Origin of the sequence: Bradyrhizobium forestalis (assembly GCF_002795245.1) — a bacterium.
Taxonomy (GTDB): domain Bacteria; phylum Pseudomonadota; class Alphaproteobacteria; order Rhizobiales; family Xanthobacteraceae; genus Bradyrhizobium; species Bradyrhizobium forestalis.
Genome location: NZ_PGVG01000004.1, coordinates 1 through 26788, shown reverse-complemented (window position 1 = coordinate 26788; position 26788 = coordinate 1). Strand labels below are relative to the sequence as shown.

Here is a 26788-nt window from a genome sequence, read left to right as displayed (position 1 = left end):
CGAGGGCCGCCCCGAAAGACCATGGCAGCACGCCGAGCCTGAATCGATCACCCAGGCGAGGTCGAGCCATGTTGGTTGCATCCGGTGTCCAGGTTGGTGATGGGGCCGCCGCGGCCCTGCCCGTCCAAATCATTGGTCATATTCATGCAGCGATCGGCTGCGGCACGCTCACGCGAGCCAGCGGCGTCGCCACACAGGCCGTAGTCGGCGCGCCTGTCTACCGGGCTGACGTGATAGAGACCGATGCCGACGGACAGATCACGATTCGCTTCATCGACGGTACCTTCTTCAACATCTCCTGCGACACTCGCCTCGCGCTGAGCGAATTCGTCTTCGAAGTCGAAGGCACGTCACCTACAGCCCTGTTCGACGTGACCCGAGGGAGCTTCAGTTTCGTACCAGGTCGGCTGGCAGAAAGCGGGTCTCTCCAGCTGAATACGCCAATTGCAGGCATTCGCGCCCGGAGTCACGCGGGCGGTTTCGGAATGCTGACGCTTGCAGCATTGACTTTCTCGGTCGCGCAAAATGCCGAGGCCGCGGACCCGGACGTCACATTCCTGGATGACGACTCCATCACTTACAAGGACCTTGCGCACGGCGCATTTGAGCTCGTGACCAAGGAACGGATCCCGCGACACATCATCGTCGAAGATCCTGGCGAGACGATCGTCGTCAAGAAGGTGGGATCCAGCATCAGTGTCAATCAGGTCGCGAATACGGCCGCTCGCATGGACGAGTTGCGCGCTGCGCAGCAGGAGGTGCTCGCCAATCTGGAAGGACAAGGGCCGCATGGCTCGAGCACGCCTCCGTTCGTCAAAACCCAGTCGCTGCAGCCGATCAATTTCATTCAGCCCGACGCGCCCGCGCTGCAGAATTTGCTGGCGCCTGCGTCACCATTCGTTATTCCCATTTTCGACCCCATACCGCCGACGCTCAGCACCGGAGCGGGGCCAACAGAGCTCGATACGGTGGTGTTCGATACATTCACTGCGACGAGCGGAATTTTCGCTGCCAGCAGCACCAGCAGCAGCGCCAAGCTGACCTTTGGCGTCGTAGGGGCGACCGCCGGCGAGACGGTCCTCGACGGAGTGACATACGATCTGTCAAAGACAGGTCCGTACGGGACGCTCTACGTCAACAGTACGAGCGGCGCCTACACGTTCGTGCCTGACAGCGTCGCGATCAACGCGCTGAAGGCGCCCACGACCGACGGTTTCGTCATCACGGTTTCCGACGGCCTCAATTCTGCGAGTCAGACGTTCACGGTCACCATTAACGGTGTCAACGACGCTGCAATCATCTCCGGCACCACGACCGGCTCGATCATCGAGGCTGGCGGCATTGCCAATGGAACGCCCGGCACGCCGATTGCGACCGGCACGCTTTCCGATACCGACGTCGACGATCCGCCAAATACGTTCACGACCGTGAGTTCGCCAACAGCGAGCGCCGGTGGCTATGGCACCTTCACGATGACGGCTGCCGGCGTGTGGACCTACACCTTGGACAATTCCAACCTCGCAGTGCAAGGGCTCAATGCCGGCGAGACGCTGACCGACAGCTTTACGGTGACCACGATCGGAGGCACCGCCCAGGTGGTGACGATCACCATCCACGGAGCCAGCGACGCCGCGATCATCTCCGGTGCGACGACCGGCGCGGTGATCGAGGCTGGCGGCATCGCCAATGCAAACCCCGGCACGCCCATCGCGACCGGCACCCTCACCGACACCGACGTCGACACGATCGCAAATGCCTTCACGGCAGTCGGCTTGCCGACGGCCAGCGCCGCCGGCTACGGCGCCTTCACCATGACGGCTGCCGGCGTGTGGACCTACACGCTCGACAATGTCAACGCTGCGGTGCAGGCGCTCAATACCGGGGAAACGCTGACCGACACGTTCACAGTGACCAGTCTGGACGGAACTGCCCAAGTGGTGACGGTCACCATCCATGGCACCAACGATGCCGCCATCGTTTCCGGCACCACGACCGGTTCGGTGACCGAGGCCGGCGGCATTGCCAATGCGACACCGGGCAGCCCGAGCGCAACCGGTACGCTCTTTGCCGCCGACGTCGACAATGCGTCCAATACCTTCACAGCGGTGAGTTCGCCCAAGGCAAGCACGAATGGTTATGGCACCTTTACGTTAACCGCTGCCGGCGTGTGGACCTACACGCTCGATGACGCCAGCGCGGCGGTGCAGGCTCTCAATGTCGGCGGCACGCTCACCGACAGTTTCACTGTCACAACCCTCGACGGCACGCCGCAGGTGGTGACGGTCACCGTTCACGGCAGCAACGACGCGGCCGTCATTTCCGGCACCGCGACCGGCTCCGTGACCGAGGCAGGAACTTTCTCGCCCGGCGTTCCCATCGCGACCGGCACGCTCACCGATACAGACGTCGACAACACGCCGAACACGTTCACCGCAGTCTCTTCGCAGACTGCGAGTGACGGCGGATACGGCACCTTCACGATGACTGCAGCCGGCGTATGGACTTACACCCTCGACAACAACAACGGCTTGGTTCAGGCGCTCGACGTCGGCGACACCTTGACCGACACTTTCACGGTAACTGCCATCGACGGTACGACGCAGACGGTGAGCGTCGCCATTCATGGCGCCAGCGACGCAGACCCGAACGATTTTGACAACCTGGCCACCGGATCCGTCGTGATCACCGATCCCCCGAACGTGTATGGAACACCGGGGAGCGAAACCATCGCCGGCGGCGGCGACACAGGTCAGATCATCTATGCGGGGGCCGGCAATGATACGGTCAATGGGACCGGCAAAGCGGACGTTCTCTATAGCGGCTCCGGCAATGACACGATCAAGGGCAACGATGGGAATGACGTCATCTACGGCGGCTCGGGCAACGATACAATCAACGGCAACAACGGCGCCGACACCATAACCGGTGGATTTGGCGCGGACCAACTCACCGGCAGCAATGGGAACGACCGTTTCGCCTACTTGTTCGTAGCCGATTCCAACACAGGCCAGTTCGACACCATCACCGACTTCGCATCGGGAGCGGACAAGATCGACTTGACCGCCCTTGGCGCGCTCGGGTTCGCCATCTTGGCGTTGAGCTTAACCAGCACGGCGGTGCCGGCACATACGATCGCCTGGCTCTATGACAGCGCGGCGAATGAAACCATCGTGTACGTCAATCCAACGGACCAGACCCTGCACATCGGCGATTCCAGTCTGCTCGAAGTCCATTTGCAGGGAATTGCAACCATCGACGCGTCGGACTTCATCCTGGCGCCGGCGGCGGCACCTGTCATGGCGGCCGCCGGCGAATTGCTCGACCTCACCGCAACCGCGCAGAGTGACGCGACCGCTGTGACAGCGACCACTTCCGGAGTCTCGACCGATGCCAGCGGCGGCGACGGCACGCTCCTCTCTGACGGGAGTTCGACAACCCAATCAACCGAGGCGACCTACAGCCTCGATTCGAGCTGGGACCAGATTGGATGGACCGAATATTCCAGCCTCTCCAGTTCGGACGACGTGCAAACGCTCGCGACCGAAACGCCCCGCGGTGACGGGGTAGCTCCCTCAGCCGGCGGACTGTCTACGATCGTACAGCACATGGTTGCACCGACGGAGGCCAGCTTTGTCTTCGACCACTTGACGGGGCCCGACACAGCCTCGGCGGCTGGCAAAAATGGCGCGATCGCCGGAGGTGGCCAGATGCCTGATATTGCCATCGCCGCGCTGAATTTTGCCCACAATGCCGCCGAACAGCACGCCGGGCGCGGGCTTGCGCTGGGGAACGATGCCGGGAATCACGTCGTTTCGTCCCCGGGAAACGCCGACCAGGCAGCTCATGCCCACGGTCGTGGCAGCGATGAAACGGCGGACACGGCGCTCAACCCAAGCCTTCTGAAGTCATCGACCGGAGGCGCCAGCCATTCGCCTGCAAGCGAGACGCAGCAGCTCGGCGAGTCATTCCGGTTCAAGGATAACGCTTCGCTGGGCTCACAGCACAGCGCAGTGCCGGATCACCTCTCGGACCTCGCCACGCACCCTGGAGGATTTGAGTCCGAGCTGGCAATCATGCCTGAATCATCTCCGCCCGATGTTGATCCGCCTCATGGGGCAAGTACAGCTCACGGCCATGTGCTGCACGATCTGATCGTGTGACGCCCTCAAGCGATTGCGTTTTCAATGTTGCTTGCTGGCGCCTTCGGGCGCCGAGGAGTTCGCTTCGTCGAGAGAAAATTCATCATCGTTACCGTCATCGCCTTCCGGCGGCGCTGCATGCTGATGGACTAGCGCGGATCTCCACGCGGATGTCATCGCCGCTATGAGCAGCCGGTTGACGGCCTCGATGACGCGTTCTGCTGCGGACGAGTAATTCATGGCCTCCTCCTGCGCTGCCGATTGCGACTGGCCGGAACGTAGGACGGTGCCTCGAGCGCCACTGTACGCCACTTCACAGTCGCGCGCGTCAACTCATCGCAGTCTCAGAGGATGCCGCCTGCGTCGGCTGCATCCGCCACGGGAGTTTGATCTGCCGCCTTGACGAGTTGCTGAGCGCGCGCATTCACAACCTTCGGGGCGTTGCGGTTCGCGCGCGACTCTGAATCAGATGTGACCTCGGCGATGCGAATCGCATTGGTTAGCTTTTGGGGGTAATCAATGAGCGGAGAAGCCGGTTGCATTGTGTGTAGCAGGGCAAGAGCGGTCGTAGCGATCGTTCCGATCGCCAGAGGATATGCCCTGAAAACATATGAATGCTCCTGTTGCCATAGCACCCTGCAGCTCGTGACTCGAGTCACAAAGGCGGCGCTGATCAAGCAGCAGGTCAAGATCCTTCCTCGGGTGGAGAAGCAGTTGCGCCCGCCTGTTCGCAGGGTGCAACAGGCCTTCGCGAACTAGAGCATGATCCGGAAAAGTGTGGAGCGGTTTTCCGAACAGATCATGCTCAAGCAATAACCTGAAGCGCGATGACGATTCATCCTGATCTCATCGCGCTTTAGCCACGCAAGGCCTCGCGCTGGGCTCCGATCGAACGATCACGCGACAACGCGCGGGGTCGCAAAGCACGCTCGAGCCCTCAGTTCGGCTTTTGCGTCGGCTTGCCGTCGATCTTGGGAAGATCGCCGGCCGAGGCCGACTGATCGCCGCCGCCATTGGCGCGGCGGGCCATCTCGACAGTCAGCCGCTCGGCGGCCTCCGGTGACATCAGTCCCAGGATGTCAGACATCTTTCGTGGCGCGATGGCCGAGGCGATCTCGATCAGCACGCCCATCTCGAGCCGGTCGAACACCCGCGCGGCATCCTTGGGCTTCATGCCCTCGTACATGGTGACGAGGCCCTTCATGCGCTGGGCTTCGGCGGCTTTCTGCTCGGCCTGGGTCGCGGAGATCCGGGTTTCCACCGCCTTCATCTCCTCGACCTTGTTCTCGATGCGCTTCTCGGCGGACTTGAGCAGACTTTCGCGAATATCGATCTCGCGCTGGCGGGCCTCGATCTCCTGCCGCCGCGCCTGCAACCGTTCCAGGATCGCACGCTCCGAGGCCGAGACCTGCGGCTGGCCTTCCTCCACCTTGATCACGGTGCCCTCGGGCTTGGTCTCGGGCGCGGCCGGCTTGGGCGCCTCCTTCGGCGCGCCATGGCTCGATCCGGTGGTCGATCCGGTGATATCCGGGTCCTCGCGACCGGTCGGGAAATTCAGGTTCTCCTGCGCCCAGGATTTCTTGGTCTGGTTCGGCTTGTAGTCGAACACATAGCCGCCGTTGATCACGAGGCCCGCCACTTTCAGCGTGGCGAGGCCTGCGACGGCAACCAGGACGACCGGAATGACGCGGATGTTACGAAAGGATTTCATACCCAGGCTTCATGCGGCAAGGCCGTTGGATCGACGGCGCTCGGAGAAGGCTTCGGCCGCGGCCGCCACCGCCTTCGCCGACGCGGGCTTGGCCGCGGGCGCGGCGACCGTTTCCGGGTTCGTCACTGGGCGCGCGGCGATTGCGATCTTGGACAGGCGCCGCACGACGTTGTCGGCCTCGCCGAGCTGCTTGTAGAGCTGATCCGACATCTGCGTCGCGGCGGCGAGCTGGCTGCCCAGGTTCTCGTTGACGTCGCGCACGGCGAGCTTCAGCCCGCCGATCGCGCGCTCGGCGATCTCGGTCGCGGTGATTAGCTCGCCGATGACCGCCTTCAGCGAATGCTCGTCCGCCTTCAGCCGCGTCAGCCGCTTGTTGAGCATGACGCAGTAGATGATCGTCAGCATCAGCAGGATAGCCACCAGCGTCTCGATCGCCATTCCCAGGGAGTGGTTCATGGGGCCTCCATCATCTTGTTCTGCTCGTCCACCTTCTCGAACATCGCAAGTGTCGTACTTGGCTTGCGCAAGGGTTTCGTCACGCGGATCGCGACGCGGTCGCCGACCCGGCCCATCCGTCCCTCGGTCAGCGTGACGTCGCCGCAGCGCACGGTGACGTTGGCGTCGGCGCGCATGTCCAGCGGCAGCGTGTCGCCGACCTTGAGCCGCATCAGCTGCTTGAGCGGAATGTCGGCCTCGTAGAGCACGGCATCGACGGCGATCTCGGCCTGCACGATCTCGGTGGCGAAATGGCCTTCCCAGACCGGGTCGCGGCCGAACTTTTCGCCCATGAACATCTGGAGCAGGACGCCCCGGATCGGCTCGATGGTCGCGTAAGGCAGCAACAGCTCGATGTTGCCGCCGCGGTCTTCCATGTCGATGCGCAGGCGCACCAGGATCGCGGCATTGGCGGGACGGCTGATCGCGGCGAAACGCGGGTTGGTCTCGAGCCGGTCGATCGTGAAGGTCACCGGCGACAGCGGCCGAAACGCCTGCTCGGCGTCGGCCAGCACCACCTCGACCAGCCGCTTGACCAGCTCGGTCTCGATCGTGGTGTAGGGCCGGCCCTCGATGCGCAGCTGACTGGTGCCGCGGCGGCCGCCGAGCAGCACGTCGATCATCGAATAGATCAGGTTGGAATCGACCGTCGCCATGCCGAAGTTCTCCCACTCCTCGGCCTTGAAGACGGTGAGGACGGCGGGCAGCGGGATCGAGTTCATGTAGTCGCCGAAGCGCACCGAGGTGATGCGGTCGAGCGAGACTTCGACGTTGTCCGAGGTGAAGTTGCGCAAGGACGTCGTCATCAGCCGCACCAGGCGGTCGAAGACGATTTCGAGCATCGGCAGACGCTCGTAGGAGACCATCGCCGAATCGATGATGGCGCGGATGCCGGAATGGTCGTCGAGCGTGACGTCGCCGACGGTGAAGCCGAGGAGATTGTCGATCTCCTCCTGCGACAGCACCCGCTCGCCGGAATTCTTGCCGTTGCCGAGATCGCGGCTGCCGTCCTCGACCATGGCCGCCCATTGCAGGGCCATAGTCTCCGATAGCTCGTTCTCGGCGGCAGCCTTTGCCGCCTCGGCGGGATCCTCGGAATCGAGCGAGGCCTCCCACTGGGCGGCAATTGCATCCTGGTCGACTTGGTCGTTGCCCGCCATGATCCCTAGTCCGTCATGCTCACTGGACCACGACTTCCTTGAACAGCACCGCGCTGACCTGGATCGGGGCGACCGCCGCGTTGACGCGCTTGGTCAGCTCCTCCTTGAGGCGGAAGATGCCGGCGGAACCGTTGAGGTCGGAGGGACGCAGCTCGCGCACATAGGTCTGGAAGATGTCGGTGACGCGCGGCATCGTCGGCTTGATCGCCTCGATCTGCTTCTCTTCCTTCAGCTCCAGCACGATCTTCAGCCGCAGATATTGCACGCGCTCGCCCGGCGCGCCGGCGAGGTTGACCATCATGTCGGGGACGTCGACGAAGGCCGGCGGCTTCGGCGCAGGCGCGGCCTCGGCATGATGCTCGTCGTCGCCATGACGGAAGAAGAAGAACCAGGTCGCCGCACCGCCGCCGAGGACGGCGAGCAGGCCGACGGCCATGATGATGAGCTTGAGCTTGTTCTTCGGCGCAGCGGCCTCCGCGCCATCAGTGGCTGCGCCGCCTTCCTCATTCTCTGCCATGGTTGCCGCGCTCGTTCATCTCAAAGGGGTCGAAAGAGCGAAGCCTCCTGGCAGACAATGACGCGATACAAATGCCCCAGCGCAATGCGCTCCTCTGATGCGCAAACGCTACGGTAATAATGGTTAACGGAATCTTTCGATTGGGCCTCCGCTAGGAAAAATCTGCCGGGCAAACATGGCTAACAGAACCTTTCTGCCGCCCTCCCGCGCCCATCAAAATCCGACAAGCTATTGAATTTACATGACTTATTGAGTTGGCACGGCTTTCGCTGAGAGAGGACCGAGACTGAACGGTTTGGGAGAACCTGAAGGTCTCGGTCACGGGGTCCGCCACGGCGCTTGGGAGAGCGAAATGGCAGATCTCACTCAGGGGAGATTTCCGATGCAGAACGCGCTTCTGATCGGCTTGTCACGGCAGATGACGTTGGAACGGCAGATGGATGTCATCGCCAACAACGTCGCCAATGCCAACACCAACGGCTTCAAGGCCGACCATTCGCTGTTCGAGGAGTATCTCAACTCGAACGCGCGTGAGGACAATTTCATCGGCTCCGACCGCCGAGTCTCCTATGTGCAGGACCGCGGTACCTTCCGCGACGTCGGCCAGGGGCCGATGGAGCCGACCAACAATCCGCTGGACATGGCGATCAACGGCAACGCCTATTTCGCGGTGCAGGCCAATGGCGGCGAGCTCTATACCCGCGACGGCAAGTTCTCGCTCAACAGCACAGGCCAGCTCGTCACCGCCGACGGCAATCTCGTGCTCGGCAATGCCGGCCCGATCACCTTCCAGCCGACCGACCACGACATCAATGTCGCGCCCGATGGCACCGTCACGGTGCTCGAGGGTACGGCGCGGACCGACTCGATCCGCGGCAAGATCCGCATGGTGTCGTTCGACGATCCGGCCAAGCTGACCAAGCTCGGCGCCAACCTCTATGGCGCCGGCTCGGCAAACCAGCAGGCCGACACCAAGTCCACCTTGCAGCAGGGCTACATCGAGAAGTCGAACGTGAACTCGGTCGGCGAGATGACCCGCATGGTCGAGGTGATGCGCAGCTACACCGCGATCGCCAACCTGCTCCAGCAACAGAGCGACATGCACAAGTCGGCGATCGAGAAGCTCGCAGACGTTCCGGCCTGATTGAAGGAGAACTGACATGCAGGCGCTTCACACCGCAGCGACCGGAATGGCGGCACAGGAACTCAACGTTCAGGTGATCTCCAACAACATCGCGAACCTGCGCACCACCGGCTTCAAGAAGCAGACCGCGGCGTTCCAGGACCTGATCTACGAGCACGTGCGCCGCGTCGGTGCCCAGTCGTCGGACCAGGGCACCATCCTGCCGGTCGGCGTCGACATCGGCGGCGGCGTCAAGACCGTCGGCACCCCGCGCAGCATGACCCAGGGCACGCTGTCGCAGACCGGAAACGACCTCGACCTCGCCGTCTCGGGCGAGGGCTTCTTCAAGATTCTGATGCCCGACGGCACCTTCCAGTACACCCGCGACGGCACCTTCCAGATGGACAATCAGGGCCGCATCGTCACCGCGCAGGGCAATCCGGTGCAGCCGACCATCACCATTCCGAACAACGCCTCGGGCATCACCGTGAGCGAGCAGGGCCAGGTCTCGGTGACGCTGCCGGGCTCGTCGACCTCGACCATTCTCGGCCAGATCGGCGTCACGCGCTTCATCAACAAGGCGGGCCTTCAGCCCGTCGGCAATAACCAATTCACCGAGACCCCCTCCTCCGGCACGCCGCAGGACGGCACCGCGAACTCCGAGGGCTACGGCAAGATCACGCAAGGAAGCCTCGAGCAGGCCAATATCGACGTCGTCTCGGAGATGAGCGACCTGATCGCCGCCCAGCGCGCCTACGAGATGAACGCCAAGGTGATCAGCGCCGCCGACCAGATGATGCAATCGACCACGGCGCTGTTCCGCTGAGGTGATGACGATGATCCGCGCCACCCTCGCCACGATCTCCACCCTTCTCGCGCTGGCCTTGCCGGCAGCAGCAGCCGACGATTTCATCGCCGCGCCGACGCTGCGCGCAAGCATCACCGTGACCTCGGACGTGGTGCGGATCGGCGATCTCATCGACAACGCCGGATCCGCCGCGATGATCCCGGTCTACCGGTCGCCCGATCTCGGCACCACCGGCACGCTAACGGTCGGCCAGGTGCTCTCGGTGCTGCGGGCCAAGCAGGTGATCGGCGTCATGACCGGCGACATCAAGGAGGTCCAGGTCACCCGCCTCGCCCGCACGCTCGCGAGCAAGGATATCGAGAATGCGGTCGCCGCCGCGCTCGAGCGCCGCTTCGGCCTCGGGGAAGCCGCCAACATCACCGTCACGTTCGACCGCAGCGTCGCCGAGATGCGGCTCGATGCCTCCAACACCGGCGCGCTGCAGCCGGTCGCCACCCGCTACGATGCCCGCAGCGGCCGTTTCGACATCGCCTTCGAGATCGCCAACGACAGCAATCCCGTGCCGACCAAGCTGCGCTTCAGCGGCACCGCGATCGAGATGGTGGAGGTGGCCGTGCTGACCCGCGACATCGACCGCGCCGAGCTCCTGAAATCCTCCGACGTCTCGCTCGAGCGCCGGCCGAAGGCCGAGGTCACCGGCGAGCCCGCCTCGCGCGATCGTACCCTCGGCATGCAGCTGCGCCGGGCGATGCGGGCGGGCACGCCGATCCGCCTCGCCGACATCGTCAAGCCCGACTTCGTGCTGCGCGATCAGGCCGTCACCATCATCTACCAGGTGCCCGGCCTCTATCTCACCACGCGCGGCAAGGCGATCGAGAGCGGCGCCGAGGGCGACACCGTCAGCGTGCTCAATCTGCAGTCCAAGCGCACGCTGACCGGCACCGTCACCGGCCGCGGCCAGGTCACGGTCCAGGGCGCCAGCCAGTCCGCACCGATGGCGCCGGCGGTCGAGCGGACCTCCTCGCTCAAGCGTGACGACGTGCCCGCACCTGTCGACACTGCAGCCCTCGTCCGGAACCTGATCCAGACCCCCGCGTCGCCGGCTCAAGTCGCACAAGCCCCGATCCCGCAAGCCCGCATCTCGCAAGCTCCAGCCAAGTCAGAGTAAGTCATGTCCCCGTTCAGTTCGGCTTTCCGTCTTCGTCGCATCGCGATTTCTGCCTTGCTGCTGGCCTCTTGCGCACTGGGCGGCTGCTCCTCGATCGACCGCCTGTCGCAGATCGGCGAGCAGCCGAAGCTGTCGGCGATCGACAATCCGACGACGCAGCCCGGCTACAAGCCGGTGCAGATGCCGATGCCGAAGCCGGAAGTCGCCTCGTACAATCCGAACTCGCTGTGGCGCAACGGCAGCCGCGCCTTCTTCAAGGACCAGCGCGCCCGCCAGGTCGGCGACCTCCTGACCGTGACCGTGAACATCACCGACAAGGCCAACATCGAGAACGACACCTCTCGCAGCCGCACCAACAAGGAAGATTCAGGAATCACTAACTTCATTGGCGCCCAAACGATCACCCAGGCCAACAAGATCCTGCCGGGCCGCATCCTGACCGCCGACTCGACCTCGTCGAGCGAGGGCAAGGGCAGCGTCGACCGCAAGGAAGCCCTGCAGACCAACGTCGCCGCCGTGGTGACCCAAGTGCTGCCGAACGGCAACCTGGTCGTCGAAGGCAAGCAGGAGATCCGCGTCAACTTCGAAATTCGCGAGCTGATCGTGGCCGGCATCGTCCGCCCCGAAGACATCCAGAGCGACAACACCATCGACTCCACCAAGATCGCCCAGGCCCGCATCGCCTATGGCGGCCGCGGCCAGATCACCGACGTGCAGCAGCCGCGCTACGGCCAGCAGGTCATGGACGTGCTGCTGCCCTTCTAACCCTCTTCAAGAGCTCCCACATCGTGCTCGCGAACCTAGGCGCGAACGACGATGTACGACGCGGCCTCCGGTAGCTCCCCTGCCGGAGGCCGCATGTATTTTGGCGGTGGCGATTGAAGCAACTGCTCGTACCCGCGGGATCTTGATCAACACAAATACAAACCAAGGCCCGGCTGTCATCGTCCGCGAAGGCGGACGATCCAGCACTCCGAGGCCTTCGTTGCTCAACCGACAAAGCGCGGCGTACTGGATTCCCCGCCTTCGCGGGGAATGACGCGGTCGCCCCTCACGTAAACTCCGCCTCCACCACGCCGAGCCCATCCAGCTCCATCCGCACCTTGTCGCCGGCCTTCAGCCACAGCGTCTTGACCAGGCTGCCGGTGAGCACGAGCTGCCCCGCGTGCAGGCCCTTGCCCTCGGCTGCGAGATGGTTGGCGAGCCAGGCGAGGGCATTGTGGGGATGGCCGAGCACGTCGGCGCCGGTGCCGTGGCTGACCTCCTCGCCGTTGACGATGGCGCGGCCCTTGACGGCCTTCAGGTCCGGCACCGACGAGCGCGGAACCTGCGGCCCCAGCACGCAGCCGGCGGCGAAGAAATCGTCGGCGATCAAGGTCGGCGCGCCCATCGTCTCCCACTTCACGTAGCGGTCGTCGACGATCTCGATCGCGGGGTGGTAGGCCTCGACGGCCTCGCCGACCCATTCGGCCGTGAACGGCGCCTCTCCGGCGGCGAGGTCGCGCTGCAGCCGCACCGCGATCTCGCATTCGACGCCGACCCGAACATAATTGGAGGCGGCGAGCTTGGCGCCGCTGTCATGGACGCCCTTCTGGAACACGCCGCCGCCGCAGGGGTGCGGGATGCCGATGTAGTCCTGCATCACCTGGCTGGTGCAGCCGATCTTGTAGCCGACGAGCGGGCCGACATGCGGCAGCAGAAGATCGTGCAAGGCGCGCTGGACCTGATAGCCCTCGGCTTCATCAGCGGGGGGACGCTCCAGCGCCGCGAGCGGCGCATGGTTGCGGCGCGCCAGCGCGATCGCCTTTGCGGCTTCGAGAACCTTGACCATCGGCGCCGCCTCCCACGCTACGCATTCGAAGGCGGCACTTCAGCATCCCCGCCGGGGCGTGACAAGCCACGGACAGCCTCACGCCTTGACCAGGCCGAGCCGGATCAGGCTCTCGGCGGTCGCGAGGATCGCCTCCTCGCCGGAGCGCGCCTGCCAGCCGAGCATGGTCTCCGCCTTGGCGCCGGTGGCGCGGCGCACCTTGCCCAGCATTGGCACGACCGCCTGCAACAGCGGAATGCGGGTTGCGGCCAGCCGCACCACCCAGTCGGGGGCCTGCAGGCGCGGAACCCGGCGCGCTCTTGGCCCCAGTTCCCGCCGCAGCAGCCTGCCAATGTCGAGGATCGACATCGTGTCGCCGGAGACCGCGATGAAGCGCTCGCCCTTGGCCTCGGGGGCCGTCATCGCCCGCAAGTGCAGATCGGCGACGTCGCGGACGTCGACCACGCCGAAATAGACCCGCGGCACCGCGGGCATGGCGCCATCGAGCAACGATCTGACGATCTCGATCGAGCCGGAAAAATCCGGCCCCAGCACGGGACCGAAGATGCCGGCAGGGTTGATCACCGACAGTTCGAGCCCATTCCCTTCGCGCGCGATGAAATCCCAGGCCGCCCGCTCGGCCAGCGTCTTGGACTTGATGTAGGGCTGCACGTCGGCACCATCGAGATTGGTCCAGTCGGTCTCGTCGAACGGCTTTTCGCGCGGCTTGTGGCCATAGCCGATCGCGCCCAGCGACGAGGTGACGACGACGCGCCTGACGCCGGCATCGCGCGCGGCACGCAGCACCCGGAGCGTGCCGTCGCGGGCCGGGACGATCATCTCGTTCTCGTCCTTGGGAACGCTGGTCGACAGGGGCGAGGCGACATGGATCACGTAGTCACAGCCGGCGACCGCCTCGCGCCAGCCCTGGTCGGCCGTGAGGTCCGCGGTGAAGAAGCTCAGGCTCTCCGGCGCAGCCGCCCCGCCCTCACGCAGCATCGCCAGCACGTCGACCTGCCGGTCCGGCCGACGCACCGTCGTCCGTACCGCGTGACCGGCGGCCAGGAGCTGCAGGACGACATGAATGCCGACGAAGCCCGACCCGCCGGTGACCAGAATAGTAGCCATTGCCAAATTCCCCTCGGTGTGCGGGCCGGCGAATTGGTTCGGCCACCCTGCTCAGGGCCGCATCTGGTCACTATCTCTTTCCGGACAAGTAGAATGGATTTCGAGACCAGTATGGAACACCTGACCAGCGCTTGCGACCACGACTGTGATTGCAGCCCCGACCCTGCCCTGCTTGCCGACTTCAAGCGGGCCATCCACGCGCTCGGCGGCAAATGGAAACTCGAGATTCTGTTCGCGCTGATGAACGGCGCGGTTCGTTTCGGGGCGTTGCGGCGGTCGATCGGCGGCATCACCCAGCACATGCTGACCACGCAGCTGCGCGAGCTCGAGCAGGACGGGCTGGTGATGCGGACCGCCTTCGCGGAGAAGCCGCTGCGCGTGGAATACGAGCTGACGGAGGCGGCTTATGGCCTGCTGCCGGCGTTTAAGGAAATATTGAGCTGGGCCAGGCTTTATGGCGACGCACGCCTTGCAGCGTCCCATGAAGCCTGATTGCAGCGATGCTTGATGCAGCTCGATCAGCGCTTCAACAAGCGAATCGATCCCGTTGATGCGACTCGCGAAATCCCCCGCACCTGAAGTGAAGGCTGTTTCTCATCCGAACTCACGTGAGCGCGGAGCAATCGAGTCTAGCCCATTGATCGCGATTCACTTTTCGCGATTGCGCTCCGGCGTTGATGGCGCGTGGCAAGCCACAGGCAAAATCCGAGCACGGCGCGAAATGGCGCCCTGCGCCCAAAAACAAAGAGCCGCAACGCTGCGGCTCGGGCTCTATTCGTCGCGATAAACCTTCTCGCGTTTCTCGTGGCGCTCCTGCGCTTCCACCGAGAGCGTCGCGATGGGCCGGGCCTCGAGCCGCTTCAACGAGATCGGCTCCCCGGTTTCCTCGCAATAGCCGTAGGTGTTGTCCTCGATGCGCTGGAGCGCGGCGTCGATCTTGGCGATCAACTTGCGCTGGCGGTCGCGGGCGCGGAGTTCGATGGCACGGTCGGTTTCGGACGAGGCCCGATCGGCGAGATCGGGATGGTTCACGTTCTCCTCCTGCAGAGCTTGCAGGGTGAGCTTGGACTCTTTGAGGATCTCATCCTTCCAGGCGAGGAGCTTCAAACGGAAGTACTCCTTCTGCCGGTCGTTCATGAAAGGCTCTTTGTCGGTCGGTCGGTAGTTTTTCAACTTTTCCAAGGGCGGCCTATCTTCTTAAGCAACGACTCGCGAACGGAACGAGGTCCGTTGAGCCGGGCCTTATATAGTGGCCTCCCGTGACAGACAATATTTCCCTCACCGCCCGGTCCTCGCCCCCAAGCCCTTGCACAGGAAGGTTTATCCTTGAGGGGCTCGGAGGCGGCTGACGGCTTAATAGCCGACCGTAAAGCGCTGATTCAGATGGGCCGGCCGTTCGATCTCGTCGGCGAGCGCGATGGCGTAGTCGGCGAAGGTGATCCAGCTCTTGCCGTTCGCATCTGCGAGAAGCTGGTCAGCCCCAAGCCGGAACTTGCCCGTGCGTTCCCCCTCGACGAACAGCGCCGACGGCGAGATGAAGGTCCAGTTCAGGTCCTTTTCTCGCCGCAGCAGGTCCAGGAAGGCCGAGCCTGCCTCCGCTTCAGCCTTGTATTGAGTGGGAAAATTGGGAGTCGTGACCAGCTTCACCCCTGGGGCAACCTCAAGGCTCCCGGCGCCGCCGACCACGAGGTAACGACCGACCTTGGAATCCTTCGCCGCACCGATCAGCTTGAGCGGGTCGCTGGCCAGGAAGTGCACGGAACTCACGGCGACGTCGTGCCCGGCCCACAGCTTTGCGAGGCCGGCCTGGTCGAGCACATCCCCCTTGGTCGGCGTGACGTTGGGCAGGGCTGCGATCTTGTCGGGGTTCCGGGCGATGGCTGTGACCGCGTGGCCGCGGCGGGACAGTTCCTTGGTGATCTCCGACCCGGCCCGGCCCGAGGCGCCGGCGACTGCGATTTTCATGGAAGGCTCCTTTGCTTCTATAGTAACTAGTAGTTACTAGATATCGCAAAGGATGCTGGTGTTAAGAGAGCACTTTGTGCTTACCTGATTACGTAAAGGTGACCTGGACGCTTGACCGATCACGTACGGCCGTCACGCGTACCGCCCGCGACGAGATGGATTCCGAGGACCGACGATGAAACCCGACGTCTACGCAGCGAACTGCCCCACCCGCCAAATCCTCGATCGCGTCGGCGACAAATGGGCGGTGCTCATCCTCTTGCTCCTGCGCGAGGAGCCGATGCGCTTCAATCAGTTGCGCCGCACGATTGAAGGCATCTCGCAGAAGATGCTGAGCCAGGTTCTCAAGTCGCTTGAACGCGACGGCCTTATCAAGCGCCATGCCATCGCGACCGTGCCTGTGACGGTGGAGTATTCGATCACGCAGCTCGGGCTGACGCTGGCGGCGGCGGTCGATGCCTTGCGCGATTGGGCCGAGCAGAATCTGAAAGACGTGCTCGCCGCCCAGCGTCGCTACGACGCGCAGCAGAAGGAGGAAGCGGCGTAGGCGTGTGTGAAGCGACGTACGGCTTCGCCCCAAACTCCGCTGTCATTCCCCGCGAAGGCGGGGAATCCAGTACGCCGCGGCTTCTCGGCTAAGCCTCTGCTGTCTCTGGAATACTGGATCGCCCGCCCCAGTGCGCAAGTGCGCACAAGGCGGGCGATGACAGCGCGCGATGCCTGACTACGCCCGCCCTGCCTTCGCCAGCTCGACCTCCACCCGCAGCTCGATCTCGGACAGCACCGCATCGAGACCGGCATCGCCCGAGGATGATTTCAGGTTCGCCGCAGCATCGCGCAGCCGCATCACGGTCGACGCATCGAGATTGCCGGACAACAGGCCCATCTTGAGATCGTCGAGCACGTCGAGCGCGGTCCTGCCGCGGGCGACCGAGCGCTTGCGGCGTTCGACCGGATCCTCCTCGACGCCCTGCAAAGCCAGCAGCGCATCGATGTTGGCGGCGGCCTTCGGTGCGGCGGCGCTGCGCGTCTCCTGCGCCGATGAGGTGTCGGGTAGCACGAAGGTGCCGGAGCCCGTCCGCCTGGCCTGGCTGGCCGGCGTTCCAAGCGTCGTGCCGTTCGGTCCGTAGATGCGCATCGGAAGCAATCCGGGTGATCGATGCCTCACCTTCGCCGTTTTATGGTTAACGGTGCGTAAACGGCCCGGCAAAATCTGCCGAGAGGCGGCAGTTTCGCTCCTCAGGACGAACGACCGCTGACACCGGTCGAAACAGATTTATTCAACCTATTCAGCCACCTACCCCGCTGCCCCGGGTTGGCACAGCGCTCGCAAGGAAAGCGCCGGACCAGCTCGTCATGAGAGTGTCGTGCCGGTCTTGTCGATTTGAGAGGCCTTCTTCGAAGGGCCTTGGGGAGCAGAGGATGCCAGGCGTTCGTTGGGTGAGGATTGTTGGGGTGGCCTGCGCCGCGCTGTCAGCGCTGGCGCTCTCGGTCACGTCAGCGGCTGCGACCTCGCGCATCAAGGACCTCGCCAACATCGAAGGCGTGCGGCAGAACCAGCTCATCGGCTACGGCCTCGTCGTCGGCCTCAACGGCACCGGCGACACGCTCAACAACATCCCCTTCACCAAGCAGTCGCTGCAAGCGATGCTCGAGCGCATGGGCGTCAACATCCGCGGCGCCACCATCCGCACCGGCAACGTCGCCGCCGTGATGGTCACAGGCAACCTGCCGGCCTTCGCCACCCAGGGCACGCGCATGGACGTCACCGTCTCCGCGCTCGGCGATGCCAAGAATCTGCAAGGCGGCACGCTGCTCGTCACGCCCCTGCTCGGTGCCGACGGCAATGTCTATGCGGTGGCGCAGGGCTCACTCGCGATCTCCGGCTTCCAGGCCGAGGGCGAGGCGGCCAAGATCGTGCGCGGCGTACCGACCGTCGGACGCATCGCCAACGGCGCCATCATCGAGCGCGAGATCGAGTTCGCGCTCAACCGGCTGCCGAACGTGCGCCTGGCGCTGCGCAACGCCGACTTCACCACTGCCAAGCGCATTGCAGCGGCGGTCAACGATTATCTCGGCATCAAGACCGCCGAGCCGATCGATCCCTCGACGGTGCAGCTATCGATCCCGCCGGAGTTCAAGGGCAACGTCGTCGCCTTCCTCACCGAGATCGAGCAGCTCCAGGTCGATCCCGATCTCGCCGCCAAGATCATCATCGACGAGCGGAGCGGCATCATCGTGATGGGCCGCGACGTCCGCGTCGCCACCGTTGCTGTGGCGCAGGGCAACCTCACCGTCACGATCTCCGAGAGCCCGCAAGTGAGCCAGCCCAACCCGCTGTCGCGCGGCCGCACCGTGGTGGCGCCGCGCAGCAGCGTCACCGTCAGCGAAGACGGCAAGAAGCTGGCGCTCGTCAAGGACGGCGTATCGCTCCAGCAGCTCGTCGACGGGCTCAACGGGCTCGGCATCGGCCCGCGTGACATGATCAGCATCCTCCAGGCGATCAAGGCCGCCGGCGCCATCGAAGCCGACATCGAGGTGATGTGATGCAGACCGGCGCGATCAACACCCCGCGCGTCGCCACCTCCTCGGCCTTCGCGGTGGAGAGCCGCAACGGCCGGCCGGACTTCGAGCTCGCGAGCGCCCTGCAAAAGGTCTCGCCGCAGCAACAGGCCAAGGCGCAGAAGACCGCCACCGATTTCGAGGCGATGTTCCTCAACAGCATGTTCGCGCAGATGACCTCGGGCCTGAAGGGCGAAGGCCCGTTCGGCGATACGCCCGGCACCGGCGTGTGGCGCTCGATGCTGACCGAGCAATATTCCAAGAACTTCGCCAAGGCCGGCGGCGTCGGCGTCGCCACCGACGTCTACCGCACCCTCATCCTGCAGCAGGCGAAAACGATCCGCACGGCATAAGGTCAAACGAGATGAATCATTTCAACGCCTCACGTCAGCCGATGCAGGCCCAGCGTCCGAACACCACGCCCGGCGGCACCGAGGCGCGCAAGCTCGCCGAAGGCCTGATGGATGCGATGAGCGCCCTGCTTGGACTGATCGAGCGCGAGACCGAGCTCGTTCGCGCCGGCAAGGTCCGCGAGGCGATGACGCTCGAAAGCCAGAAGCAGGAGCTGTCGCGCAATTACGTCGGCGCCGTCAGCCAGTTGAAGGCGAGCCAGGCCCAGCTCGCGAAATCCGCGCCGGAGCTGCTCTCGACGCTCCATCGCCACCACGATGCGTTTCGTGCGATGCTCCAGGTCAATCTCACCGTGCTCGCGACCGCGCACGCGGTCTCCGAGAGCGTCGTGCGCGGCGTCAACGCGGAGATCCAGAAGCGCAACGTGCCGAATACTTATACGGCCGCGGGGCGTCGCGCAGCGCCAGGTCCGCGCCACATCACTCCGCTCGCGGTCAGTCGCTCGCTCTGAGCGTAGCCAAAAACAAACCGACAATTTTACGAAAAACCGCGCGGCGATAGCGTCGCGCGGTTAGGCACGTTTGCTTACCGGGTCTTCAATCCTGGTGGTCCATGCTTGCGTGATTAGAGGGGTTGGGATTTGACTCACGTAAGGCAACCAGGAGGCTGCCATGAGTACAGATTTCAGCATCAGGCCGGTGGGGATACCGGCCCCCGTGCAGATCATAACGACGTCGAATCCGGCGGCGAACGAGGCTGTGCAAACCGATCTTCCGGTGAGCCAGACGGTCGCCGCGGCCGACACGAGCGCGCCGGTACGCAATGATTTGCCGAACCACGAGAACATCACGCGCCAGGTCGTGTTCGATCAGGCGGCTGCGTCCTTTGTCTTCCAGGTCGTCAACGACAAGACCGATGCGGTGGTCAATCAGTTCCCCGACGAAGCGATGCTGCGCCGGCGGGCCTATTTCCACGCCCTGGATATGAAGTCCGAACCCTCGCGTCCGCTCAGCACGGACCTCAGCGCTTGATCAACATCGGTCGAGCCGATCGCAAGATCGGCGACGATGTCGTTGATCTGCGCCCTCGCCGGCATCCGTCAGCGTGAACTTGGCCCGCGGTCGACAAGATGCTCGACCGCGAGAGCTCTCCGTCACGGCCGTCCGGACAGACCCGCGGCGATGTTGCGGTTGATCTCGATCAGCGGGCGGAAGTGATCGAACTGCGGGCTCATCTGCAGCGCGGCGGTCTGGCTCAGCACGAACACGCTGATGTTGGCGATCTTCTGCCGGACGTCGATCGGCTGCGGATTGGTGTCACGCATCGCCTCGCTCAAGAAGATGGTCCAGAGCTTGCGATTGAACATCAAGGCCTGCATGGTCTGCTCGCTGAGCGGATCGGCGTTATTCACCGCGTCCTGGAGCTTGTTGGCGGCCTTGAGCAGGGTCTGCGCCTCGATGTCGCGAGGAGATGCGGTGGTCGTTGCGACACGCGCATAAGCCGAGGCAGCGGAATTCGACATCAATCACACCCTGGACGTTTCACCTAGCGCGTTGAACGCGCTTAAGGATTTCTTTCCCAACCCTAGGCAGCACCGCTTAAGATTTGCTTACGTGTGTGCTTGGAAGAACTCCGCATTATTACGCACCGTGGTCGCGGAGTTTCTTCGTCAGCGAAAACGCTAGATGCACGCACGCATGCTGTAAACTGGCTTCGCATGATGCGCGTCGATCTCAGCTAATCTTGTCTTAGCGATCTCCCTCAAAAGAACGGCGGAGCGTTAGCTCCGCCGCACGGTCTCCATCAGCGATCTCGCGCTGCGAACTAGCGGAGCAGCTGCAGCACACTCTGCTGCGACTGGTTAGCCAGCGACAGCGCGGACACCGCGATCGACTGGCGGGTCGACAGTGCCTGGCTGTTGGCCGCTTCCTCGTTGGTGTCGGCGAGCGTCAGGTTGGACGAACCGGTCTGCAGCACGTTGATCAGGTTCTTGGAGAAGTCCTGACGGACCTGCACGATCGACAGATTCGAACCGAGCGTGGAGCCTTCCGAGCGCAGCGTGCTCGAGGCCGCATTCAGGCTGGCCAGCACCTTGTTGGTGGCGCCGTTGTCGATGAAGTCGACGCCGTTGACGAGATTGCTGAGACCAAGGCCCGCCGCATTGAACACCACGCCGTTGATGCTCAGCGTGGAGCTGCCGGTCTCGTTGAAGACGAGCTTCAGCGTGTCGCCGTTGAGCAGGTTGACGCCGTTGAAGGAGGAATCCTGCGACGTCGTGTCGATCTGGGCCAGGATGTTGTTGAACTGGTTGACCAGGTTGGAGCGCGCGGTCTGCGCCACGGGATCCTGGACCGGCGGCTGCGCGGTGGTGAAGGCAAGAACGCCGGTGATCGTGCCGCCGACTGCGCCGCCAGCGATCGTCGAACCGAGCGTCGAAGAGGCGTATTCGTTGACGGTGGTCACCGTCAGCACGCCGTTGGCATCGATCGTCGCCGTCAGGTGGTTGGCCTGCAGCTGCGCGTTGAGCTGATCGAGCGTCTTGACCGTGCCGTTGGTGCCGTCGCCGAAAGTGACGTTCACCGGGGTGCCGCCGTTGAACGAGGTGAAGGTCAGCGTCTTGCCGCTGATGCCGCCGACGCCGGAGGTGCGGGCTGCGGTGAAGGCGGTCGCCGTCCCGGTATTGCCGCTGAGGCCGAAGGCGCTGAGGGCATTGCCGGTGCCGGTGATCGAGAGATCGGCATTGATGCCGGTGGAGAGCGCAAGCTGGCCGCTGCTGTTGACCGACGACGGGATCTGGCCCGCAGTGGTCGACAGCGTCGCCGCGCCGTTGAAGATGCTGGCCGTCTTGACGCCGGTCGCAAGGTCGACCGCATTGAGCAGGTCGGTCAGCGTCGCGCTCTGGATGTAGACGGTCGAGTTGCCGTTGCCATCAGTGACGATGTTGCCGCTGACACCACCCGACGTGACGCTCGCCGCCGATTGCGGCGTCTGCGCGTTCTTGAAGGTGATGGTGTGACCGTCGATGTTCAGCGTCGAGCCGTCCTGAACGAGAGTGCCCAGCGAGCCGGCCGTCGTCGATCGGTTCGCGGTCACATTCGCATTGCCGGCGCCAGTTGCGGAAGTCAGACCGAGCGCCTTGAGGAAGTCAGCCTTTCCGGTCACGCTCAGATCGGCGCCGGTCGAGCTCTTCAACGTAACAGCGCCCGCCGTGATCGAGGATGCCACCTGAAGCGTGCCGACGGGACCGGCCGAGCCGCTGACGGCGATGGTCGCCGCGCCTGCGCTAATGGTCGCGGTCTTGACGCCGCTGGCGAGGTCGATCGCGCTGAGGACGTCGTTGACAGTCGCCCCGGGCGCTGCCGCGGTTCCCTCGTAGACGATCGAATTGCCGTTGCCGTCGGTGGCAATGTGCCCGCTGGCGTCGAGGCCCCAGCCGGTCGGTTGCGTGCTCGGAGCGATGCCGGTGCGGAAGGTGATGGTCTTGCCGTTCACCGTGATGGTGTCGCCGTCGGCGGGCGGCGTGCTGAAGGTGGCGGATGCGGTGGTGCCGAGCAGCGTGGCGGTGCCGGACAGTGCGGTGGTGCCGTCGGCGGCGGTCGCTGCCGTGCCGGTAAAGGTGCCGGCGCTCGAGCCCAGCGAGGCACCCAGCGCGGCACTGCCCGTGACCGGGGTCACGCCGCCGGCTGCACCGGTATAGAGCACGTTGCTCTTGGCGGTCGCGCTCGCATAGGAGGTCGTGCCGCGCAAGTCGGCGGGCGTCGCACCGGGAATCGTGGTGGAGACGTTCGACTTGGTGGAATAGCCGACCGTGGTCTGCAGCGCCTGGTTGGCGATCGACTTGGCACTGTCGATCAGCTTCTGCAGCGAGGTGATGCCGGTGTTGGCGGCCTGCAGCACCTGCACGCCGTTGTTAATGCCGTCGAGCAGGTTGCTGATGTCGCTAGCCCGGTTGTCCAGCCCCTGCGCCGTGAAGAAGTTGGTGGGATTGTCGAGCGCCGTGTTGACCTTCTTGCCGGTCGACAGCCGCTCCTGCGTCGTGGCCAGCAAGTCGGCCGTCGACTGCAGCGACAACAGGTTCTGGCGAACGGACGCCGAGAGAACGATGTTGGACATTGGCGAGTCTTCCTCTTGAACCGGATACGAATCGGCCGCGCGGTCTGCAAAGCGGGCTTTTGTCCAGTTCTATGAGGTGTCCTTTAAAGTATGGTTAACGCCGGTTTAAGCGACAGGGTTAATGGCCGGTGAACGCCCCCTGCCCGTCTCCAAACGCAAAAAAGAGCGGCGGGGCAATGGCCCCGCCGCTCGATTTTTAGTCGCGATTTCAGTGGCTTATTAGCGGAGCAGCTGGAGCACGCTCTGCTGCGACTGGTTGGCCAGCGACAGTGCGGAGACCGCGATCGACTGGCGGGTCGACAGCGCCTGGCTGTTGGCCGCTTCGACGTTGGTGTCGGCCAGGGTCAGGTTGGACGAGCCGGTCTGCAGCACGTTGATCAGGTTCTTGTTGAAGTCCTGACGGATCTGCACCACCGAGAGGTTCGAACCGAGGCTCGAGGCCTCCGAGCGCAACGTGCTCGAGGCGGCGTTCAGATTGGTCAGCACCCGGTTGGCGGCGGCGTTGTCGATGAAGTCGACGCCAATCGTCAGCGCGGCGAGGCCGAGGCCCTTCGAGTTGTAGGTCACGCCGGTGATGCTCAGGCTCGACTTGGCGGTCTCGTCGAACACCAGCTTGAGCTGGTCGCCGTTCAAGAGGTTGACGCCGTTGAACGAGGAGTCCTGAGCGGTCGTGTCGATCTGGTTCAGGATGTTGTTGTACTGAGACACCAGGTTCGCGCGCGCCGTCTGGGCAACCGCATCCTGGACGGGGTTCGAAGCCGTCGAGAAGGTCAGCGCGCTGGTCAGCGTGCCGCCGATCGCACCGCCTGCGGCCGTCGAGCCGAGCGTCGAAGACGCATAGTCGTTGGACGCAGTGATGGTCAGCAGGCCGTTGGCATCGATCGTTGCAGACAGGTTGTCGGCCTGAAGCTTGGTGTTGAGCTGATCGAGCGTCTTGACCGTGCCGTTGGTGCCGTCGCCGAAGGTGACGTTGACCGCCGTGCCGCCGTTGAAGGAGGTGAAGGTCAAGGTCTTGCCGGCAATGCCGCCGATGCCGGAGGTGCGGGCCGCGGTGAAGGCGGTCGCACTGCCGGTGTTGCCGGCGAGGCCGAACACGTTCAGCGCGTTGCCGGTGCCGGTGATCGACAGGTCGGCATTGATGCCGGTCGAGATCTTGAGCTGGCCGGACGTGTTGATCGTCGAGTTCGACTGGCCGGTGGCGGTCGCAAGCGTCGCGGTGCCGTTGGCGTTGATCGTCGCGGTCTGCACCCCGGTGGCGAGGTCGATCGCCTTCAGCACGTCGTTGACCGTGCCGCCCTGCAGATAGACCGTCGAGTTGCCGTTGCCGTCGGTGACAACCGCACCGTTCGCACCATATCCGCTCGGAACGCTCGGAGCACCGGTCGAACCCGGGATCGGCGCGTTCTTGAAGGTGATGACGTGACCGTCGACGTTCAGCGTCGAGCCATCTGTGATCGTCGCGCCCAGCGAGGCCGCGCTCGTGGTCCGGTTGACGTTCACGGTGGCATTGCCTGCACCCGTAGACGTCGTCAGGCCGAGCGCCTTGAGCAGGTCGGCCTTGCCGGTGAGGCTGAGATCCGCACCCGTCGAGCTCTTCAGTGTGACGGCGCCGGCGGCAACGCCCGAAGCGGCACCACCCTGGGCGACGCTGGTGGCGATCGTCGCAGCACCCGAGGTGATGGAAGCCGTCTTCACGCCGCTGGCAAGATCGACCGCGGTCAAGAGGTCGTTGACGGTCGCAGCCGGGGTGCCGGCAGTGCCGAGATAGACGGTGGTGTTGCCGTTGCCGTCGGTGACGAGATTACCGCTGACGCCCGAACCGGACGCAACCGCGCTCGACGCCGGAGCAGAGCCCGAGCGGAAGGTGATGGTCTTGCCGTTCACGGTCAGCGTGTCGCCGTCGGCGGGCTGGGCGTTGCCGACGAGGCCGGTCGCGCTGGTGCCCGAGGTGGCGATCAGGGTGATGGTGCCGGTCAGGGCGGTGGTGCCGTCGCCGGCCGTTGCCGCGGTGCCCGTGAACGAGCCGAGGGTGGCGCCAAGCGTCGTAGTGCCGTTCGCCGCGGTGGTGCCGCCGGCCGTGCCGTTATACAGCACGTTGCTGCTCGCGGTCGCGCTGGCGAACGAGGTCGTGCCGCGCAGGTCAGCCGCCGTCGCACCGGCGATGGTGGTGGAGACGTTCGACTTGGTGGAGTAGCCGACCGTGGTCTGCAGCGCCTGGTTGGCGATCGACTTGGCGCTGTCGATCAGCTTCTGCAGCGAGGTCAGGCCGGTGTTGGCAGCCTGCAGCACCTGCACGCCGTTGGCGATGCTATCGAGCAGGTTGTTGATGTCGCTGGCGCGGTTGTCGAGCGACTGAGCCGTGAAATAGTTGGTGGGATTGTCCAGGGCCGAGTTCACGCTCTTGCCGGTCGACAGACGGTTCTGTGTGGTGGCGAGGAGGTCGGCGGTGGACTGGAGAGAGAGCAGGTTCTGACGAACCGACGCAGAGAGAACAATACCGGACATGACTCTTACCCTTCTGGCTTACGCGTCTTCGTTCGATCGCTTCTGGATCGAGTGACGGGGCCAGCGTGCCGTGACGTGGCTAACAAAGGGTGAAACGAGTGCGACTTGCATAAGCGCCGGTTCACCATAAGCCGGCCGAAGGCGTCGGCACGGTTGGCAATCCATCTGAAATCATTGGCGATTCTTGGCGCTTACGCTCCGTTAACCATAACCGCTGGTTACTTTTTCGAGCGTCGCCTGCCCTCTCGATCCTCGAGCGACGAACGAAAAAAAGCGGCGGGGCCGAAGCCCCGCCGCCGGATCTTGCTTGCGATGTCGTCCGCTTATTAGCGGAGCAGCTGCAGCACGCTCTGCTGCGACTGGTTGGCCAGCGACAGCGCGGAGACCGCGATCGACTGACGGGTCGACAGCGCCTGGCTGTTGGCGGCCTCGACGTTGGTGTCGGCCAGCGTCAGGTTGGACGAACCGGTCTGCAGCACGTTGATCAGGTTCTTGTTGAAGTCCTGACGAACCTGCACGATCGTCAGGTTCGAGCCCAGAGCCGAAGCTTCCGAGCGCAGCGTGCTCGACGCCGAGTTCAGGTTGGTCAGCACCTTGTTGGTGGCAGCGTTGTCGATGAAGTCGACACCGCTGGTCAGCGCGGCGAGGCCCAGACCCTTGGAGTTGTAGGTCACGCCGGTGATGCTCAAGCTCGACTTGGCGGTCTCGTCGAACACCAGCTTGAGCTGATCACCGTTGAGCAGGTTGACGCCGTTGAACGAGGAGTCCTGAGCGGTCGAGTCGATCTGCTGGAGGATGTTGTTGTACTGGTTGACCAGGTTGGCGCGCGCCGTCTGGGCAACCGTATCCTGAACGGGGGTGGAAGCCGTCGAGAACGTCAGTGCCGTCGTGAGCGTGCCGCCGATCGCACCACCCGCGGCGCTCGAACCGATCGTCGAGGACGCATAGTCGTTGGTGGTGGAGACCGTCAGCAGGCCATTGGCGTCGATCGTCGCCGTCAGGTTGTTGGCCTGAAGCTTTGAGTTGAGCTGATCGAGCGTCTTGACCGTGCCGTTGGTGCCGTCGCCGAAGGTGACGTTGACCGCCGTGCCGCCGTTGAAGGAGGAGAAGGTCAAGGTCTTGCCGGCGATGCCGCCGATGCCGGAGGTGCGAGCCGCCGTGAAGGCAGTCGCCGTCCCGGTGTTGCCGGCAAGGCCGAGCGCGTTCAGTGCATTGCCGGTGCCGGTGACCGAC

25 protein-coding genes are annotated in these 26788 nt (G+C 64.1%); 11 read left to right on the top strand and 14 right to left on the bottom strand.

Annotated features, from left to right (window positions below):
- Nucleotides 1-68: 68 nt before the first annotated feature.
- The gene (locus CVM73_RS06325; protein WP_245452233.1) at nt 69-4160 is read left to right on the top strand and encodes a VCBS domain-containing protein; all 4092 of its coding nucleotides are present in this window, start codon (nt 69-71) and stop codon (nt 4158-4160) included.
- Nucleotides 4161-4181: 21 nt separating this feature from the next.
- Here CVM73_RS06325 and CVM73_RS39070 read toward each other — a convergent pair whose 3' ends face one another.
- The 5 genes from CVM73_RS39070 to fliL all read right to left on the bottom strand — a co-directional run bounded on the left by CVM73_RS39070 (nt 4182) and on the right by fliL (nt 8022).
- Entirely contained in the window at nt 4182-4379 is a 198-nt protein-coding gene (locus CVM73_RS39070; protein ID WP_146006568.1) for a hypothetical protein, read from the bottom strand.
- 697 nt (nt 4380-5076) lie between these two features.
- Complete coding sequence (locus tag CVM73_RS06315) at nt 5077-5850, bottom strand: MotE family protein (protein WP_100231162.1); 774 nt, start codon at nt 5848-5850, stop codon at nt 5077-5079.
- Nucleotides 5851-5859: 9 nt separating this feature from the next.
- Nucleotides 5860-6306 carry a DUF6468 domain-containing protein gene (locus CVM73_RS06310; RefSeq protein ID WP_100231161.1) on the bottom strand — a complete coding sequence of 149 codons (447 nt, stop codon included), beginning with the start codon at nt 6304-6306 and terminating at the stop codon, nt 5860-5862.
- Nucleotides 6303-7505 (bottom strand): flagellar motor switch protein FliM, encoded by a 1203-nt coding sequence (gene fliM, locus CVM73_RS06305; RefSeq protein WP_100231160.1) that lies wholly within the window; start codon nt 7503-7505, stop codon nt 6303-6305. The genes CVM73_RS06310 and fliM overlap by 4 nt, the downstream gene beginning before the upstream one ends.
- A gap of 19 nt (nt 7506-7524) precedes the next feature.
- Nucleotides 7525-8022, bottom strand: coding sequence for a flagellar basal body-associated protein FliL (gene fliL / locus CVM73_RS06300; RefSeq protein WP_100231159.1), 498 nt, complete (start codon nt 8020-8022; stop codon nt 7525-7527).
- 382 nt (nt 8023-8404) lie between these two features.
- Between fliL and flgF the strand changes: the two genes are divergently transcribed.
- Genes flgF through flgH form a run of 4 tightly spaced genes read left to right on the top strand, consistent with a single transcriptional unit; the run spans nt 8405 to nt 11886 of the window.
- Nucleotides 8405-9166 (top strand): flagellar basal-body rod protein FlgF, encoded by a 762-nt coding sequence (gene flgF / locus CVM73_RS06295; protein ID WP_100231158.1) that lies wholly within the window; start codon nt 8405-8407, stop codon nt 9164-9166.
- A 16-nt stretch (nt 9167-9182) separates the two neighbouring features.
- The gene (gene flgG / locus CVM73_RS06290; protein WP_100231157.1) at nt 9183-9971 is read left to right on the top strand and encodes a flagellar basal-body rod protein FlgG; all 789 of its coding nucleotides are present in this window, start codon (nt 9183-9185) and stop codon (nt 9969-9971) included.
- 10 nt (nt 9972-9981) lie between these two features.
- The gene (gene flgA / locus CVM73_RS06285; protein ID WP_167406669.1) at nt 9982-11121 is read left to right on the top strand and encodes a flagellar basal body P-ring formation chaperone FlgA; all 1140 of its coding nucleotides are present in this window, start codon (nt 9982-9984) and stop codon (nt 11119-11121) included.
- A gap of 3 nt (nt 11122-11124) precedes the next feature.
- Nucleotides 11125-11886, top strand: coding sequence for a flagellar basal body L-ring protein FlgH (gene flgH, locus CVM73_RS06280; RefSeq protein WP_100231156.1), 762 nt, complete (start codon nt 11125-11127; stop codon nt 11884-11886).
- A 286-nt stretch (nt 11887-12172) separates the two neighbouring features.
- Here flgH and CVM73_RS06275 read toward each other — a convergent pair whose 3' ends face one another.
- Together CVM73_RS06275 and CVM73_RS06270 are read right to left on the bottom strand one after the other, a co-directional pair.
- Entirely contained in the window at nt 12173-12952 is a 780-nt protein-coding gene (locus CVM73_RS06275; protein WP_100231155.1) for a 2-keto-4-pentenoate hydratase, read from the bottom strand.
- A 78-nt stretch (nt 12953-13030) separates the two neighbouring features.
- Nucleotides 13031-14059: an SDR family oxidoreductase gene (locus tag CVM73_RS06270; protein ID WP_100231154.1), complete on the bottom strand. Its 1029-nt coding sequence runs from the start codon at nt 14057-14059 to the stop codon at nt 13031-13033.
- A gap of 93 nt (nt 14060-14152) precedes the next feature.
- Between CVM73_RS06270 and CVM73_RS06265 the strand changes: the two genes are divergently transcribed.
- Nucleotides 14153-14551 (top strand): winged helix-turn-helix transcriptional regulator, encoded by a 399-nt coding sequence (locus CVM73_RS06265; protein WP_208639172.1) that lies wholly within the window; start codon nt 14153-14155, stop codon nt 14549-14551.
- Nucleotides 14552-14830: 279 nt separating this feature from the next.
- Here the strand turns inward: CVM73_RS06265 and dksA are convergent, their stop codons facing one another.
- Together dksA and CVM73_RS06255 are read right to left on the bottom strand one after the other, a co-directional pair.
- Complete coding sequence (gene dksA / locus CVM73_RS06260; protein ID WP_085966600.1) at nt 14831-15196, bottom strand: RNA polymerase-binding protein DksA; 366 nt, start codon at nt 15194-15196, stop codon at nt 14831-14833.
- A 216-nt stretch (nt 15197-15412) separates the two neighbouring features.
- Nucleotides 15413-16024, bottom strand: coding sequence for an NAD(P)-dependent oxidoreductase (locus tag CVM73_RS06255; protein ID WP_100231153.1), 612 nt, complete (start codon nt 16022-16024; stop codon nt 15413-15415).
- A gap of 175 nt (nt 16025-16199) precedes the next feature.
- Between CVM73_RS06255 and CVM73_RS06250 the strand changes: the two genes are divergently transcribed.
- Nucleotides 16200-16571 carry a winged helix-turn-helix transcriptional regulator gene (locus tag CVM73_RS06250; protein ID WP_100231152.1) on the top strand — a complete coding sequence of 124 codons (372 nt, stop codon included), beginning with the start codon at nt 16200-16202 and terminating at the stop codon, nt 16569-16571.
- Between the two features lie 177 nt (nt 16572-16748).
- Here the strand turns inward: CVM73_RS06250 and CVM73_RS06245 are convergent, their stop codons facing one another.
- Entirely contained in the window at nt 16749-17162 is a 414-nt protein-coding gene (locus CVM73_RS06245) for a flagellar assembly protein FliX (RefSeq protein WP_100231151.1), read from the bottom strand.
- Nucleotides 17163-17446: 284 nt separating this feature from the next.
- Here CVM73_RS06245 and CVM73_RS06240 point away from each other — a divergent pair, with 284 nt between their 5' ends.
- The 4 genes from CVM73_RS06240 (at nt 17447) to CVM73_RS06225 (ending at nt 19968) form a co-directional block, all read left to right on the top strand.
- Nucleotides 17447-18571, top strand: a complete 1125-nt coding sequence (locus tag CVM73_RS06240; RefSeq protein ID WP_100231150.1) for a flagellar basal body P-ring protein FlgI — start codon at nt 17447-17449, stop codon at nt 18569-18571.
- Nucleotides 18571-18939: a flagellar assembly peptidoglycan hydrolase FlgJ gene (gene flgJ / locus CVM73_RS06235; protein WP_167406668.1), complete on the top strand. Its 369-nt coding sequence runs from the start codon at nt 18571-18573 to the stop codon at nt 18937-18939. The genes CVM73_RS06240 and flgJ overlap by 1 nt, the downstream gene beginning before the upstream one ends.
- A gap of 11 nt (nt 18940-18950) precedes the next feature.
- Nucleotides 18951-19448, top strand: a complete 498-nt coding sequence (locus CVM73_RS06230) for a hypothetical protein (protein ID WP_100231148.1) — start codon at nt 18951-18953, stop codon at nt 19446-19448.
- A 160-nt stretch (nt 19449-19608) separates the two neighbouring features.
- Complete coding sequence (locus CVM73_RS06225; protein ID WP_100231147.1) at nt 19609-19968, top strand: hypothetical protein; 360 nt, start codon at nt 19609-19611, stop codon at nt 19966-19968.
- Nucleotides 19969-20090: 122 nt separating this feature from the next.
- On the opposite strand, the gene flaF is transcribed toward CVM73_RS06225, so the two are convergent.
- From flaF to CVM73_RS06205, 4 genes are all read right to left on the bottom strand, one after another.
- A complete protein-coding gene (gene flaF / locus CVM73_RS06220) occupies nt 20091-20459 on the bottom strand; it encodes a flagellar biosynthesis regulator FlaF (protein ID WP_028181463.1) in 369 nt (122 codons plus the stop codon).
- Between the two features lie 302 nt (nt 20460-20761).
- The gene (locus CVM73_RS06215) at nt 20762-23050 is read right to left on the bottom strand and encodes a DUF1522 domain-containing protein (RefSeq protein WP_100231146.1); all 2289 of its coding nucleotides are present in this window, start codon (nt 23048-23050) and stop codon (nt 20762-20764) included.
- Nucleotides 23051-23269: 219 nt separating this feature from the next.
- On the bottom strand, nt 23270-25555 hold the full coding sequence (locus CVM73_RS06210) for a DUF1522 domain-containing protein (RefSeq protein ID WP_100231145.1): 2286 nt from the start codon (nt 25553-25555) through the stop codon (nt 23270-23272).
- A gap of 326 nt (nt 25556-25881) precedes the next feature.
- On the bottom strand, nt 25882-26788 hold a 907-nt coding region (locus tag CVM73_RS06205), incomplete at its 5' end, for a DUF1522 domain-containing protein (protein WP_283809891.1).

Bases quoted from the DNA above. Each gene is read 5' to 3' on its own strand.
- CVM73_RS06310 (WP_100231161.1), bottom strand. From the start codon at position 6,306: ATGAACCACTCCCTGGGAATGGCGATCGAGACGCTGGTGGCTATCCTG.
- CVM73_RS06315 (WP_100231162.1), bottom strand. From the start codon at position 5,850: ATGAAATCCTTTCGTAACATCCGCGTCATTCCGGTCGTCCTGGTTGCC.
- flgJ (WP_167406668.1), top strand. From the start codon at position 18,571: ATGCAGACCGGCGCGATCAACACCCCGCGCGTCGCCACCTCCTCGGCC.
- CVM73_RS06215 (WP_100231146.1), bottom strand. From the start codon at position 23,050: ATGTCCAACATCGTTCTCTCGGCGTCCGTTCGCCAGAACCTGTTGTCG.
- dksA (WP_085966600.1), bottom strand. From the start codon at position 15,196: ATGAACGACCGGCAGAAGGAGTACTTCCGTTTGAAGCTCCTCGCCTGG.
- flaF (WP_028181463.1), bottom strand. From the start codon at position 20,459: ATGTCGAATTCCGCTGCCTCGGCTTATGCGCGTGTCGCAACGACCACC.
- flgH (WP_100231156.1), top strand. From the start codon at position 11,125: ATGTCCCCGTTCAGTTCGGCTTTCCGTCTTCGTCGCATCGCGATTTCT.
- CVM73_RS06240 (WP_100231150.1), top strand. From the start codon at position 17,447: ATGCCAGGCGTTCGTTGGGTGAGGATTGTTGGGGTGGCCTGCGCCGCG.
- flgA (WP_167406669.1), top strand. From the start codon at position 9,982: ATGATCCGCGCCACCCTCGCCACGATCTCCACCCTTCTCGCGCTGGCC.
- CVM73_RS06225 (WP_100231147.1), top strand. From the start codon at position 19,609: ATGAGTACAGATTTCAGCATCAGGCCGGTGGGGATACCGGCCCCCGTG.
- flgG (WP_100231157.1), top strand. From the start codon at position 9,183: ATGCAGGCGCTTCACACCGCAGCGACCGGAATGGCGGCACAGGAACTC.
- CVM73_RS06250 (WP_100231152.1), top strand. From the start codon at position 16,200: ATGAAACCCGACGTCTACGCAGCGAACTGCCCCACCCGCCAAATCCTC.
- CVM73_RS06325 (WP_245452233.1), top strand. From the start codon at position 69: ATGTTGGTTGCATCCGGTGTCCAGGTTGGTGATGGGGCCGCCGCGGCC.
- CVM73_RS39070 (WP_146006568.1), bottom strand. From the start codon at position 4,379: ATGAATTACTCGTCCGCAGCAGAACGCGTCATCGAGGCCGTCAACCGG.
- fliM (WP_100231160.1), bottom strand. From the start codon at position 7,505: ATGGCGGGCAACGACCAAGTCGACCAGGATGCAATTGCCGCCCAGTGG.
- CVM73_RS06270 (WP_100231154.1), bottom strand. From the start codon at position 14,059: ATGGCTACTATTCTGGTCACCGGCGGGTCGGGCTTCGTCGGCATTCAT.
- CVM73_RS06230 (WP_100231148.1), top strand. From the start codon at position 18,951: ATGAATCATTTCAACGCCTCACGTCAGCCGATGCAGGCCCAGCGTCCG.
- flgF (WP_100231158.1), top strand. From the start codon at position 8,405: ATGCAGAACGCGCTTCTGATCGGCTTGTCACGGCAGATGACGTTGGAA.
- CVM73_RS06275 (WP_100231155.1), bottom strand. From the start codon at position 12,952: ATGGTCAAGGTTCTCGAAGCCGCAAAGGCGATCGCGCTGGCGCGCCGC.
- CVM73_RS06245 (WP_100231151.1), bottom strand. From the start codon at position 17,162: ATGCGCATCTACGGACCGAACGGCACGACGCTTGGAACGCCGGCCAGC.
- CVM73_RS06265 (WP_208639172.1), top strand. From the start codon at position 14,153: ATGGATTTCGAGACCAGTATGGAACACCTGACCAGCGCTTGCGACCAC.
- CVM73_RS06255 (WP_100231153.1), bottom strand. From the start codon at position 16,024: ATGAAAATCGCAGTCGCCGGCGCCTCGGGCCGGGCCGGGTCGGAGATC.
- CVM73_RS06210 (WP_100231145.1), bottom strand. From the start codon at position 25,555: ATGTCCGGTATTGTTCTCTCTGCGTCGGTTCGTCAGAACCTGCTCTCT.
- fliL (WP_100231159.1), bottom strand. From the start codon at position 8,022: ATGGCAGAGAATGAGGAAGGCGGCGCAGCCACTGATGGCGCGGAGGCC.